Here is a 13,392-nt window from a genome sequence, read left to right on the forward strand (position 1 = left end):
AAGTTTTCATCCGGGACGCACTGACGCTACATGTCTTGTATGTGCACTAGGGCCTTTGGAGAAAGAAATGGTCAAATTGAGTAATAACAATAACGGGATGCCGGTAGTACGTGACCTACAAGACTTCGACAAAAGTTCGGGTGGCCTGTTAGAGCGCATTGTTTTTCATAATCGGATGCTGGTTCTCCTGAGTTGTCTTCTGATAACCATTGTGCTGGGCAGCTTTGCTACGAAGCTGGATGTCAATGCCAGTTTCGAACGCATGATTCCGGTTAATAATCCCTATATCCAGAACTACCTCGAACACAAGAACGAACTCCCAGGCCTGGGTAATAACATTCGCGTGGTGGTCAGCAACAAGAAGGGCGATATATATGACCCGGAATATCTGCAGGTGCTGCAGGACGTAAATGACACGCTTTATTTGATCCCCGGCATTGACCGGTCCTGGATGCGATCCCTGTGGATGCCTATCGTACGGTGGCGGGAAGTCACTGAAGAAGGCATCAGCGGCGGTGCGGTTATGCCGTCTGATTACGATGGTAGCGAAGCCAGTATCGGCGCGCTGAGACGCAATATCACGCGTGCTGGGTTGTCGGGTAGCCTGGTCGCGAATGACTCAAGATCCAGCATGATCGTGGCGCCTCTGTTGGAAACCCATCCGCAGACCGGCGAGCCCTTGGATTACAGTGAGTTCTCGAAACAGTTAGAGGAGAAAATTCGGTCATTTGAAAGCGACAGTGTGGGGATTCATATCGTCGGTTTCAGCAAACTGGTCGGCGATCTGATCGAAGGACTTCAGGCGGTAATGGTGTTTTTCGGTATATCCGTATTAGTGGCCGCCCTCTTCGTGTATCTGTATACCCACTGCGTCCGCAGTACCGTCTTGCTGGTGAGCATAGCAGTCACGGGGGTTGTCTGGCTTCTCGGGCTGATGCAGTTGCTCGGCTATGAGCTGGATCCCTATTCCATTCTGGTACCCTTCCTGATCTTCTCGATAGGCCTGTCCCACGGCACCCAGAAAATGAACGGGGTACTCCAGGATATCGGCCGCGGGACCCATAAGTATGTCGCTGCACGTTACACCTTCCGACGGTTGTTTTTAGCTGGGTTGACAGCGCTGCTCGTCAATGTGGTGGGGTTCGCTGTTCTGGCCATAATCGACATTCCGGTTATCCGGGACTTGGCGCTGACGACCAGTATCGGTGTTTCTGTCCTGGTCTTCACCAAACTCATCTTGATTCCGGTTGCCTTGTCTTACATAGGCGTCAGCAAGAAAGCGGCACGGATTGCCATCGAAAAAGACAAGAAAGTACAGCAGAACCGTAACTGGCAAGGCAGGGTATGGCAGGGCCTGAACAGATTCACCGAACGCAAGTGGTCAATCATTGCGATAAGCGTTTCGGTGCTGGTCACGGCAGTCAGCTCTGTTGTAATGCTTGATTTGAAAATAGGTGATCTCGATCCAGGTGCGCCGGAGCTGCGTCCAGACTCCCGCTACAATACGGACAATGCTTTCATCACGGCCAACTATGGTCTGTCCAGCGATCAATTCGTGGTCATCATGAAGACCGATCCCGATGGGTGTCGTTTCTTTGGGCCACTGCAGACCATGGACAAGCTTGCCTGGCGCCTGCGCCAGACCGAAGGGGTGCAGACTACCACCTCACTGGCTGACACTGTCCGTTTCATGACCTCAGGCATGGCTGAAGGCAGCGCCAAATGGCTGACCATCAGTCGAGATCAGGCGATTACCAATGCGTCGGTCGATGCCGCGATGATTTCCTCGCCAGGTATTACCAATCAGAACTGTTCAGTCACCCCCCTGATTGCTTATCTGACCGATCACAAGGCCGATACGCTGACGCGGGTGCTGAATGAGGTCGAGGACTTTGCAGGGCAATACAATACTGGGCCTGGTGCCGAACAGTCGGTAGAATTCCTGCTGGCAGCGGGTAACGCAGGTATCGAGGCGGCAACCAACATCGAAGTTCGCCGTGGCATCATGGTCATGTATTTCGCTGTATACGGCGCCACTGCGTTGTTGTGTCTCATCGCCTTCCGCAGCATCCGTGCGACCCTGGTTGCGCTTATCCCGCTGATCATGACCACCATCATCTGTAAGGCACTGATGGTCTGGCTCGGTATCGGTCTCAAGGTTGCCACCCTTCCGGTCATGGCGGTAGGCGTCGGTGTGGGGGTCGATTACGCGCTCTATCTACTCAGTGTTCAACTGACCGTTCAGGCCCGCGGCGAGTCGTTGGCTGCAGCCTACCGTCGCTCGCTGGATTTCACTGGGAAAGTGGTGGCGCTGATTGGTTTGACCATGGCAGCAGGGGTTGTCACCTGGGCCTGGTCCCCCATCAAATTCCAGGCTGACATGGGCATTCTGCTGACCTTCATGTTCCTGTGGAACATGGTGGGCGCCCTGATTCTGATTCCCGCGCTCTCGCACTTCATGCTCAAGGATGTAGGAACTCGGACCGGAAAAGGTGGTGGAGTAACGTCACCAGTCGAAGCACCCGTCGAACCGTCTTCATCCGAGGCGACGCACGATAGGAAGCAGCAGCTGGTGGGCGCCCATTGAGCGCCTGCGTCAGGGATGACGCTTTCAACCCAATCACAGGTTTTATTGGCTTTCCCGCAAGAAATGGAGATAAAGATGTTCGATTTGCTGATGAGCGCCGACATGATGGTGCCAGACCCAGATGGCATGACCGAGTTGCTGGTCGACAAGCTGGGGATATATAAACACGAGCGCTGGCGCCAGGCGTTCGATGACCATCCGTACATTGCTCATTTTCTGCGTGTCCACAAGTCCCTGGCGGTTTCACCGACGCGCGTAGAGCCGCAATGGCATCTTGATCGTCCGAACCCCGGGGATCCGATGTTTCATGATTTTCTAGAAAGTCTGAAGGAGTATCAGGGCCGCCACCGTCCCATGCTTACTCACTCTATTGTGCTTTCGCTGCATGGTGACAAGTTTGACGCGTTAGTCAGCAAGTTGATGCGCAGGCGGCTTCCATTCCGCATGGCGCAGCGCACTCCCGACATGCCGTTTGACCGTCTGTGGCTCGGTGCCTCACCTGAGAAACCGTTCTATGACCCCATCGTCGATGGTGGCTTGTGCATAGAAATCATGCCCATGGAACCGCTGCAGATGCCAGCTGAAACCTTCTCGGTTCCCGCTCCGCAGCCCCGTGATTCCAAGCCTGGCGACATGGTGCGTGTTTCTGCTCGTGGCTACTTGGTGCGCGACCTTGACGAGACACTTCGTCGTTGCTCTACCAATCTCGACTGGGAGCCCTCGGGCCCCGTTGAGCTTATCGAGGGCGAAGGATACCGTCGCGCACGTATGGGCTTTACCCTGGAGAACAGCGCCACGCTGGACATCATTGAAGCGACTCGCTGGAACAGCGACGCGGGACTGTATCTCAACAACTGGGGGCCGGGACCTTACTACATTCGTATTGCAGTGAATGATCTGGCTGCCAAGGCCGAAGACCTCCGGGCCCGCGGCACGGCATTCAGCTGGATTGACTCCTGCGATGCGGTGGGTGGGAAGTCATTGATCAGGGTTGACCCTTCTGAACTCAGAGGGCAGTTGTTCGAGTTCGAGGAATGTTGACATGAGCACTAAAGAAAGCCTGCCTGTAATAATCAACGAAGCAGTTCAGATGCACTGTAACGGGCCTGTCGGATGGGTAATACTTACCCGTCCTGGTCAGATCAACGCCATCAACGACGCTATCCGCGCAGGTGTACCAGCGGCTCTCGAGCGCCTGGAGAATGACCCCGGAATTCACGTCATAGTGATTCGCGGCGAAGGCGAGCGAGGGTTTTGCGCCGGGGCAGACATCAAGGAAAAGCGTGCGCCCGAGACTTCCATTCAAGTGCGCAAACGTATGGAGAATACTCGCTGGATCGAGACGATTGATGCGGTAAGTAAACCGGTCATCGTCGCAATTCACGGATACTGCATGGGTGGCGGCCTCGAACTCGCGCTAGCCTGTGATATCCGTTTCGCGTCGCCCGATGCGGTGTTCGCGTTGCCGGAAACCGGTCTGGGATTGATTCCCGGCGGCGGCGGAACGCAGCGATTGTGTCGAGTGGTAACGCCGGGTCATGCGTTGGATCTGCTTCTTACGGGCGAACGTCTGGATGCTGAAAGGGCACGGCAGATCGGGCTGGTATCCCGTGTCGCTAAAAGCCCCGAGACCCTGATCGAGGAAGTATCAGCGCTGGCGTTGCAGATCGCTGGCAAATCACCTATGGCCTCGGTGTATGCAAAAAGAGCAGCGCGCGCAGCCTTGGAAGTCGAATTGAAGAAGGGCCTTGATCTCGAGCTGGATCTTTTCTCGTTGCTGGCCACCACCAAGGACGCCAAGGAGGCTGCGCTGGCCTTTGCCGAGCGTCGGACGCCGCAGTTCGCTGGTGAGTGAAGCGGATCATCTCGTATAAAGATAAGAGAACAATAAAATGACAACAGACAAGCTCAAGGATCGTGTAGCAATCATCACCGGTGCGGGAGGCGGTCTGGGCGCTGAGTGCGCACGGGTGCTAGCCTCCCATGGCGCAGCAGTTGCGATCGTCGATATCAATCAGCAAGCGGCGGAAAGTGTCGCGGCAGAGATCGAATCAGCCGGTGGTCAGGCCATTGCCTTGCGCACCGACGTATCCAGCGAAGACGACGTCAAGGCAATGGTAGAACAGGTGATGAGCCGATTTGGCCGCATCGACGTGCTGCATAATAATGCTGCTGTTCTGGACGTGAGCCAGCGCCAGAAGGATCGCGATATCTGCAATCTGGACATGGATGCCTTTGATCGCGCCGTCGCAGTCAATTTGCGCGGTGCCGTGCTGTGTTCCAAGCATGTCATCCCAGTGATGCTGAAACAGGGCAAAGGCTCGGTAATCTTCGCCACCTCTGGACTGGGCGCCCAGGGAGATCTGTCCCTGACGGGCTACGCGACAACCAAGGCAGCGCTGAACATGTTGCCCAAGCTGGTAGCGGCCCAGTATGGCAAGCTGGGTGTGCGTGGAAATGCGGTTCAGATTGGCTTGGCACCTGCAGAAAATGCCCACAGCTCCATGCCCCCGGAGTTGCTCAGTATTCTGCGCGACAATCACCTGACCCCTGAACTGGGAACCCCGCGGCAGATTGCTGATGTGGTAGCGTTTCTTGCCTGCGATGAGTCATCCTTCGTGACCGGAACCACCCTGGTAGCAGACGGTGGCTTTGGCAGTCATACCCCTTCGCTGGTGGCGATGCGTGCTTTCTTCGAGCAGTCGGAAGGTCGTACCGGGATGTAACAAGGGGGCGCTGCTTTGGTTGATACGCCTGTACGCCTGAAGTGGGCTACAGGCGTACAGGCTGCTGCATGATGCTGGCCAGAATGAGGTTGGCCGAGTGTTCGCGCCAGATTCGCATGCCGTCCTCCGAGGTGGTGTCAAACCCGACGAGAACTGACATGGTGTAATGGTTGGTGAACCCCCCCGACATCAGCAGCGCGGAACTCGCCAGAAGCAGTCGGGCATCAATACCCTGCCTGAACACACCAGTCTCCATTCCACGCTTCAGAATTGCTGAGAACTTGACGACAAGCGCTGGGGATTCACTGGTAAAACTGTTGCTTCTGGTCTCCGACGCGTTATGAAAACGAATACCCTCCAGGGCCAGCGCGCCTAGGTGTGGATCTTTCATATACTGGTCAAAACAGCAATAGAGCAAACTTCGCAGCGCTTCTTCCGGCGGCAGATCATCGATATCAAGCGCGATCAGTTCCTGCATGATCTGCTGCGATGCGTCATCCAGGACGGTTGAAAACAAGACTTCCTTGGAACCGTAATAATGATAGACCAACTGTTTGGTCACCTTGGCTTCGCGGGCGATATCTTCTACCCGGGCGCCTGCAAGACCTTTCAGGGCAAAGATCTTTCTGCCGGCAGCCAGCAGCCGATTCATGGTGTTGCGCTTGCTAGGTTCCGCTCGGGTTGACGGCTTGTTCATCGTATTCCGTCTCCGGTTTCATGGGAAAGTTTCAGTGTAAGTGTCTACAGGATAGAGGATTACGGCCTCGCTGTAATGAGGCTGAGCCTTGCGGCACTCGACAGGGGGGAGAGTAAATATGGATCTGAATATTGCCAATCGTAAAGCGCTCGTCTGTGCTTCTTCGCGGGGCTTGGGTAGAGCCTGTGCCATCGCCTTGGCTGCTGAAGGGTGCGAGGTCTTCATCAACGGGCGTGATCCCGGTAGCTTGAATGAGGCTGCGATGGCGATTCGCGACTGCACGGGGCGTGAGGTAGTGCAGGTGGTAGCGGATCTCAACACCAGCGTTGGCCGGGAGAAGCTCCTTGCGGCCTGTCCTGCTCCGGATATTCTGGTCACCAATAACGGTGGTCCAGCACCGGGGAAATTTCAGGACTGGGATCTCGAATGCTGGCAACAGGCACTGGAAGCCAACATGCTCAGCGCCATCTTGTTGATCCAGGCCGTGGTTGATGGAATGCGCGAGCGGCGTTTTGGTCGTATCGTCAATATCACCTCCGCCATGGTCAAGTCTCCGCGTTTGCCGATGGGCCTCTCGACAGCAGCCAGGGCTGGTCTCACCGCCTTCTCAAAGGCGCTGTCCGTGGAAGTCATTCGCGACAATGTCACGGTCAATAATCTTTTGCCTGAACGCATTGCGACCGACCGGCTGACCTACATGACCGGTCAGTTGGCAAAGCACAGGAGCATCAGTCTGGATGAGGCGAGAGCCGAGATGCTCAGACCTGTCCCGGCCAGACGATTCGGTACACCTGAAGAGCTCGCCATGGCCTGCGCGTTCCTCTGTTCAGCCCAGGCTGGCTATATCACCGGGCAGAACCTGCAACTGGATGGCGGCGCCTACGCCGGCTTGATCTGACCTACTCAGCGTTTGCTGCGTTGCTTCCAGTCGGCAGGTGGCGTTTCCTCGGCGGCGAAGTCGAGCTCGACCTCGACGTCATTCGGATCCTTGAAAAATACCTGCCAGGTTCGGTTCTCTCCGGGGGCGCGGATGATGCGGTAACGGACGTTGTGGTCATCGAGCTTGTCGAGCATCGAACCCAGACCAGAGGAAAAAAAAGCCATGTGATCGAGCACACCGCGGCGTGGCTCGGGCATCTGTTCCACTGAAATGACATGCAGCATGGGATGGGAGTCGGCATACAGCCACAGGCCATCCACTGGGAATGGTGGCCGGGGGCCGACTTCGAGTCCGAGAAGGTCCACGTAAAACTGGCGGGTGGCCTCCAGTTGGTCGGTAACAATGGTGAAATGATCCATTCGAAGTGTCATGGAGGCTCCTGAGTGAGTGCGAGTGAATGCGTGGAACTCATTAAAAGTGCATAAGCGGCGTAGGGACAACAATAAAGAACTGGTCACAGGTATCGCTTTTTTGAATACCAGCTAAAGGGATTTAGTAATTGGCACACAGCGGGCGAATACTATACTGAACAGTGACAAATAATGAAACCCAATGTTAGGCAACGTTCAGTGTCCACAATAATAATCGCTGAAGGTCGCAACAATGTATTCAGTAAAATATCTTGAGTATAACCCGTCCAGTGTTGGTGAGTTTAGCACCGAGTCCCGCTTGGTCGATGATGGTTTTGATATTCAAATCCAGAGCGCGCAGTGGTCAAGTGCAGGAACTGCAGTCATAGAAGCTAAGAACAGCTGCCTGCTGCGTCTCGTGTTGCCCAAAGCGGCCACTCGAAAAGCGATACATTCAGATAACAAGGGGCGCTTTTCTGGTCGGAATAGTGACTTCCAGTCGCTAGGCCAGGTGCTGTTTCTCCCGCCGGGGACTGAGTTCCAATTTTACCACGGAGTGTCCCAGTATAAATCGATGATCTGCCTGTTCGATCCCGGCGTTCTGGCCCCGTTGGCGGGCATTGAGTGGTGCTGGGAAGACTGCCTCAATGACGGCATGTTGAATTTGAAGAGCAACTATCTGCAGGCGTCCATGGAGCGTCTGGCGCAGGAAGTCGCTGCGCCGGGCTTTGCCAGCCAACTGCATATAGAGTGTCTGCTGACCGGCATTGCGATGGAACTGCACAGGCAGTTTATCGATCCGAGGAAGTCCGACGAGTGTCGCGGCAAACTCAGCTTGCAGCAGATCAGGCAATTGCGAGAGATGCTCGATGCCAATCCAGAAATGGGTCATTCGGTCAGGCAACTCGCCCAGGCGTGCGACATGCCCCCGCGAAAACTATCCATGTTGTTCAAGAACACCACCGGATTGACACTGCGTAAATATGTGGCCCAGACCCGAATTCACAAGGCAAAATCGTTGCTGCTGAACCACAAGATGTTGATCAAGCAGGTGTCCTACCAGACCGGATTCCAGAACCCCGCCTCCTTTGCGGCGGCGTTCCGCAAAGAGGTGGGTATGACGCCCGAGGCATTTCGTCAGCAGATGCGTGGCGTTAACCCTTGAACTGGGCTGGTGCATCAGACAGTTGGCGTCAGGGCGGTCGGGTGGCGAAACACTGGATAGCTACCCAGACTGAGCAGCATTAGCGGGCCGATGATGAAGCAAGCGGTGCTGAAAGTGAGAAGCCCGGAATAATCTCCGGTGAGGCTGTACAGAGCACCGAACAGTAGAGGTGCCGCCGCCGCCCCGGCGGTGATCAGCCCAAGGTGAATACCGAACAGTCGACCATAGTCACGCATGCCGAAGTAGCGTGCAATCAGGAAGGCGGCAATGTCGAACTCAGCCCCGGCACCGATACCTACCAGCAGGGTTGCCAGGATATACAGCGCCGTGTTGTTAGTGGCCATCGCAAAGATCAGGCAGGCCAGTGCCGGCATCATCAGTGCCACTGCTGCGACCCCGGGTGCCCACAGACGGTCGATAAGATAGCCTACTACCAGCCTGCCCAGTATCAGCGAAATGCCGAAGGCGCTGAAAATCTGCCCGGCTTCCACTGCGCTCAGCCCCCTGTCCTGTAGCAAGGGAATGATGTTGGTAACCAGGCCTACCGCACAGGCTACCACCAGTGTCATGGATAGATTGCATACCCAGAAGCGCCACGAGCGCAGAGCTTCGCTGAGCAGTATGCCACCGGACTCCTGTTGCGCTTTGGGCTGTTCTGCGGCCTTCGCACCATTTCTACTGCTGACCGGCATCAGCCAGCGCAAGGTCAACGGCAGCGCTATAGCCACAGGCAGTACCGACAGGGAAATGAAGCCGGCTTGCCACCCCCAGGTCGACACAGACCAAGTGATCAGCAGTGGCAGCAAAGCAGCGGCCAGTCCGGACCCGCTCAGTATGATCGCCAGCGCCAGCCCACGGTTTTCCACAAACCAGAGATTGACCAGGTGCGACCAGGTGATCTGCAAGGTTCCCAGCCCGGCAAGCGGAACGAGGAAGTAGCCAAGATAGAGGCTCCAGATAGTGGTTTGAATCTGAGTGAGGAGAAACAAGCTGACCGATAGCGCGATAAGCGACACGATGGTAACGATGCGCAAGCCGAACTTCAGGTTCACCCACCCAGCGAGCTGGGCGGCGACGATAGTACCGAGCGACAGCGCAGTGATTGCCGCCTGCAGTTCACTGCGGCCCCACCCCATAGCCAGTTCCAGAGGAATCATCATCGCGCTGAAGCTGTACAACAGAAGCGAGCTTGAACTGGTGGCTACGCCTACTGTGGCCAGAATCAGGATCTTCCACCCGAGTTTGAATTCCCTGTTGTCAAAATTTTTCATGTTTTTCATTGCTCATTCAGAGTGATTTCAATCGCGCTATGTGCGGTCAGTCGCGGCCAATGAACATGGCCGCCTCGGCGCTTTTGTTGATGACATGTTCACGGCGACGGTCACCGAGTGACAATTCGCCATCCGGCGACTCCAGATCCTGTGGGTGAACAAGGGTTGGGCCATTGGGCAGAGCGGCCAACGCCAGACGCACGATGTCATCGGCCTGGGGCAAGTTCATTGTTGCCGCGTCAGGAATATTCAAACGCTGCATGGTTTCGCGCATCATCGGCGTATCCACCGTACCAATGAGCAAGTTCAGCACATCAACCCCGTGATCCTTCCATTCGGCCCAGAGTGATTCTCCGAGGTTCAGGGAAAATGCCTTGGTCGCCGAGTACATGGCCAGCTTGCGCACACCGCCCAGTGCCGCGTGTGAACCGACGAGAATCACACCGCCCTGGCCACGCTCCACCATGCGCTTGCCATAAGCATGGATCGTTTCCAGTACCGTCTGGGTATTCAGCCGCAGCAGCGACATCCAGCTCTCGGCGTCGGTATTGAGGAACCGACTGATAAAAGGGTCGCCGCCGGCGTTATAGATCAGCAGACCTATCTGACGCTCGCCGGTCGCCTGCAGCAATCGGGCGGCGGCATCCTGCGCTGACAGATCCTGAGTCACGATCAGGACTTTAACCCCGTACTCGCCCTCCAGGCTCGATTTCAAAGATTGCAGGGTGTCTTCAGTCCTGGCTACGAGAATGCAGTTCAGACCTTGCGCTGCGACCTGTCGAGCGAATTCAGAACCGATGCCATGGGAGGCGCCTGCAACCAGAGCCCATGGGCCGTAGCGACGTAGGGAATCAGCTTGCTTATTGTTGTTATCGTCAAACATTTTGTGCTCCAGACAAATAGGACTACAGTGCCGGTAGGTCAATATGGCTTGCCGATCTGCCGATGGCAGTTTGTCCAAACACCTGCACCCGCCGCTCTATCTGTGAAGCGAACAGTGTCAGCAATGCCAGGTCGTGCTCTGTACCTGCGGTGGTGACAAAGCGTTCCAGGGCTGCTTCCATCTCATCATGGCGTGCAAAGGTGCACCCGAGGAGAGCGCCGGCTTCCTGCATATCCACGGCTTGCAGCTGATTGATCATGGCGTCAGCTCTGCCCAGGTATTCGACGATCTTGCGTACAGCGTTGAGCTTGGTCTGCTGAAATTCGTCCTCGATCTGAACCTGATTGACTGCATCGGCGAGCATGCTGAGCAGTTCTGCGTTCGGGCCATGTTCCACTATGTTGATTGCGGGGGGCGCAATCTCCGCGCCCATCGCCTCGGCCAGCGCGTGGACCACTACCCGGCGCAGAGCGATATCGAATTCGATATAAATGTCATGCGGATCGCCCGGCTGCGGTGTGGCGACCGTCGATGAGAACTGCATGGCACTGACCGTAGAGAATAAGACAGTATGGAAGCGCACTACGTCGGGTTCGGGCTTTTCGCCGCTGATTTCCTGGTAGTAGCGATAAAGCTCGCTGAAGGCGCCGCCCAGAGGTTCGTAATTATCGCGCATGCGCGCGGAGGCGAGATCGGCGAGCGGGTCGCCGATCATGGCGAACTCGAAGTCGTAGAGAGCATTTACCTTGCCGTTCTCGAAGAGATACTGACCTGAATCAAACTGAATCAGGCTGGGCTTGGTCCGGTGTTGTGGCACGTTGCGGCGCAGCCAGTTGAGCGCGAATTCCAGCAGTGGCTGCGGGCGCGTCTTGTTCCGTTCATACAGTGGATAGTAGGCCTCCAGACCCGCCAGAGAAATCGCTTCGGCGCCATGCGGTAGATCGATTCCCCGTGCGACAAAAGCGTCCAGCGGTAACTTGTGCATGGCTGCCATGGCGTCAATGTACTGCTTGGCCAGACTGAGGCGCTCGGCATTGTCTTTGGCCTGGGAGAGATCACGGGTACCTGGCACGTTCTGCATCACGATGGCCTGCGGGTCTTCGCAGAAGCCATAGATGCGGGGGACGGGAACACCTTGTTGCCCGATCAAAGTGAGGATATCCGCTTCGCGGCGCAGATCCGGGAACGGGCTGACATCGCCGCCGCGCTCACCGCGTATATGCAGCTTGATAATCTCGTCGCCGCGCTTGAGATCCACGTTCCAGGCGGGCCGCCAGCGAGGCAGGCGTTTTATGCTGGTAACGCTGCCCTCGAGCAGTTCTTCCACAAACTGGCAGAGTTTCCGTTCGAGCTGCTGATCGGTATTCATAGTCTCTTGTACGGCCATGTTCATTTGTTGCTCCGAAGAATTCATCGGCAAGTCCGGCTGGTCCGGTTGCCTGTCATAGTAAGAGGGTGGTGCTCAGGCGTCGGCATCCAGAGTTGGGCCGCCGACCTGCTCGAGCGGCACACCTTTCTTTTTCGCCAGATCCGCAGTATCCAGATACTCCCGCCAGGCGGTGATCAGTCCCTTATCATCCAGCTCGTAAACAGCCACCATGGAATGCGGCATGGGCTTGCCTCCCGACACTGCGTAGTCATCACGCTCGGTCATCACTACGTTGTCGGAAGACACTATGTTGCGGATTACGCAGTGGTTATGGGTCACATAACTCATTTGCCGGGTGATTTCGTCGCGTATCGCCTGCTTGCCCTGGATAACCGGGCCGCCTGGCACCCAGAGTTGCCAGATGGCGTCCTCGGCCATCATGTCCAGAATGGTCTCCAGCTGCGGCCGTGAAGTTGCTGTCCCATCGCCCCAGGCGGCGCAGAAAGTTCTAATAATCTTTTCCTGTTGCATACCCATGTTTCGAATCTCACCTTGAATGTCAGTTTGTCAGTTGAATGCCGCGCCTGATCAGAGATACGCCCTGACCACCGGAACCATCGGCGTACCACAGCTCATGCCACCATCCACGCGCATCAGTGCGCCATTGATGTAGCGTGACTCGTCCGAGGCGAGAAACAGCGCCATGTTGGCGATATCTTCGGGTTCACCCAGCTGCGGCACGTTCTGCAAGTCGAGGAAGGCTTTGGTCATTTGCTCATTGGCCCAGCCTTCCAGGGCCGCGGTGCGGATCACGCCGGGGAGAATGGCGTTGCAGCGGATGCCACGCTTGCCGAAGGTGGCGGCGATGGTTTGCACGTACCAGTTCAATGCTGCCTTGGAAGCGCCATAACTGAACTGCGCCACTTCACCCGCAATGGAGCTGGTAGAGGAGGTGAAGATGATTGAGCCTCGCGCTTGACCCAGCATATGCGGCAGCGCATGTTTGCAAGCCAGCACGCCACCCAGCACATTGACGCGCATGTTGGCGTGGAACAGTTCTTCATTGAAATTGATGAAGTCGATATCCCTGGCCGTGTCGGGATTCTTGTTGACGGCGTTGTTGAACAGCACATCGATACGGCCATAGATTTCAATAGTGCTGTCTATCATTTGTTTGATATCGTCTTCCAAACCGACATCAACTTTTAGCGCTATTGCCTCACCGCCCGTCTCGGTGATGGTCTGGACAACGGCTTCCGCCGCCTGGCTATACAGATCGGTAACGACCACTTTGGCGCCTTGTGCTGCGAATGCCAACGCGCTGGCGCGTCCTATGCCGCTTCCGGCGCCGGTAATAACGGTTACTTTTTCAGCGAGTCGCTTCATGGTTGAAGCCCCCTGGAG

The 13,392-nt window shown here is 56.1% G+C and carries 13 protein-coding genes; 6 read left to right on the plus strand and 7 right to left on the minus strand.

All coding sequences use genetic code 11. The annotated features are described in order from the left end of the window. Positions 1–67: 67 nt before the first annotated feature. The 4 genes from BM046_RS14695 to BM046_RS14710 all read left to right on the plus strand — a co-directional run bounded on the left by BM046_RS14695 (position 68) and on the right by BM046_RS14710 (position 5,313). A complete protein-coding gene (locus tag BM046_RS14695; protein WP_218150048.1) occupies positions 68–2,587 on the plus strand; it encodes an efflux RND transporter permease subunit in 2,520 nt (839 codons plus the stop codon). A 75-nt stretch (positions 2,588–2,662) separates the two neighbouring features. Further along, positions 2,663–3,628: a VOC family protein gene (locus BM046_RS14700; RefSeq protein WP_090540859.1), complete on the plus strand. Its 966-nt coding sequence runs from the start codon at positions 2,663–2,665 to the stop codon at positions 3,626–3,628. Position 3,629: 1 nt separating this feature from the next. Next, positions 3,630–4,442: an enoyl-CoA hydratase/isomerase family protein gene (locus tag BM046_RS14705; RefSeq protein ID WP_090540810.1), complete on the plus strand. Its 813-nt coding sequence runs from the start codon at positions 3,630–3,632 to the stop codon at positions 4,440–4,442. A gap of 37 nt (positions 4,443–4,479) precedes the next feature. Beyond that, positions 4,480–5,313: an SDR family NAD(P)-dependent oxidoreductase gene (locus BM046_RS14710; RefSeq protein WP_090540812.1), complete on the plus strand. Its 834-nt coding sequence runs from the start codon at positions 4,480–4,482 to the stop codon at positions 5,311–5,313. 46 nt (positions 5,314–5,359) lie between these two features. Here the strand turns inward: BM046_RS14710 and BM046_RS14715 are convergent, their stop codons facing one another. Continuing rightward, positions 5,360–6,010, minus strand: coding sequence for a TetR/AcrR family transcriptional regulator (locus BM046_RS14715; RefSeq protein WP_090540814.1), 651 nt, complete (start codon positions 6,008–6,010; stop codon positions 5,360–5,362). Positions 6,011–6,128: 118 nt separating this feature from the next. Here BM046_RS14715 and BM046_RS14720 point away from each other — a divergent pair, with 118 nt between their 5' ends. Then, complete coding sequence (locus BM046_RS14720; protein WP_090540816.1) at positions 6,129–6,908, plus strand: SDR family oxidoreductase; 780 nt, start codon at positions 6,129–6,131, stop codon at positions 6,906–6,908. 5 nt (positions 6,909–6,913) lie between these two features. Here the strand turns inward: BM046_RS14720 and BM046_RS14725 are convergent, their stop codons facing one another. Further along, complete coding sequence (locus BM046_RS14725; protein ID WP_074779682.1) at positions 6,914–7,321, minus strand: VOC family protein; 408 nt, start codon at positions 7,319–7,321, stop codon at positions 6,914–6,916. A gap of 232 nt (positions 7,322–7,553) precedes the next feature. Between BM046_RS14725 and BM046_RS14730 the strand changes: the two genes are divergently transcribed. Then, positions 7,554–8,465, plus strand: a complete 912-nt coding sequence (locus BM046_RS14730) for a helix-turn-helix domain-containing protein (protein WP_090540818.1) — start codon at positions 7,554–7,556, stop codon at positions 8,463–8,465. Positions 8,466–8,479: 14 nt separating this feature from the next. On the opposite strand, the gene BM046_RS14735 is transcribed toward BM046_RS14730, so the two are convergent. The 5 genes from BM046_RS14735 to BM046_RS14755 form a co-directional block, all read right to left on the minus strand. Then, positions 8,480–9,736: an MFS transporter gene (locus tag BM046_RS14735; RefSeq protein ID WP_090540820.1), complete on the minus strand. Its 1,257-nt coding sequence runs from the start codon at positions 9,734–9,736 to the stop codon at positions 8,480–8,482. A gap of 46 nt (positions 9,737–9,782) precedes the next feature. Next, complete coding sequence (locus BM046_RS14740) at positions 9,783–10,619, minus strand: SDR family NAD(P)-dependent oxidoreductase (protein ID WP_090540822.1); 837 nt, start codon at positions 10,617–10,619, stop codon at positions 9,783–9,785. A 22-nt stretch (positions 10,620–10,641) separates the two neighbouring features. Beyond that, positions 10,642–12,012 carry a phosphotransferase family protein gene (locus BM046_RS14745; RefSeq protein WP_090540824.1) on the minus strand — a complete coding sequence of 457 codons (1,371 nt, stop codon included), beginning with the start codon at positions 12,010–12,012 and terminating at the stop codon, positions 10,642–10,644. Between the two features lie 69 nt (positions 12,013–12,081). Further along, positions 12,082–12,525, minus strand: coding sequence for a nuclear transport factor 2 family protein (locus BM046_RS14750; protein WP_090540826.1), 444 nt, complete (start codon positions 12,523–12,525; stop codon positions 12,082–12,084). A gap of 51 nt (positions 12,526–12,576) precedes the next feature. Next, the gene (locus BM046_RS14755) at positions 12,577–13,374 is read right to left on the minus strand and encodes an SDR family NAD(P)-dependent oxidoreductase (RefSeq protein WP_090540828.1); all 798 of its coding nucleotides are present in this window, start codon (positions 13,372–13,374) and stop codon (positions 12,577–12,579) included. Positions 13,375–13,392 lie beyond the last annotated feature (18 nt).

This window comes from Halopseudomonas formosensis (assembly GCF_900115905.1).
GTDB lineage: Bacteria > Pseudomonadota > Gammaproteobacteria > Pseudomonadales > Pseudomonadaceae > Halopseudomonas > Halopseudomonas formosensis.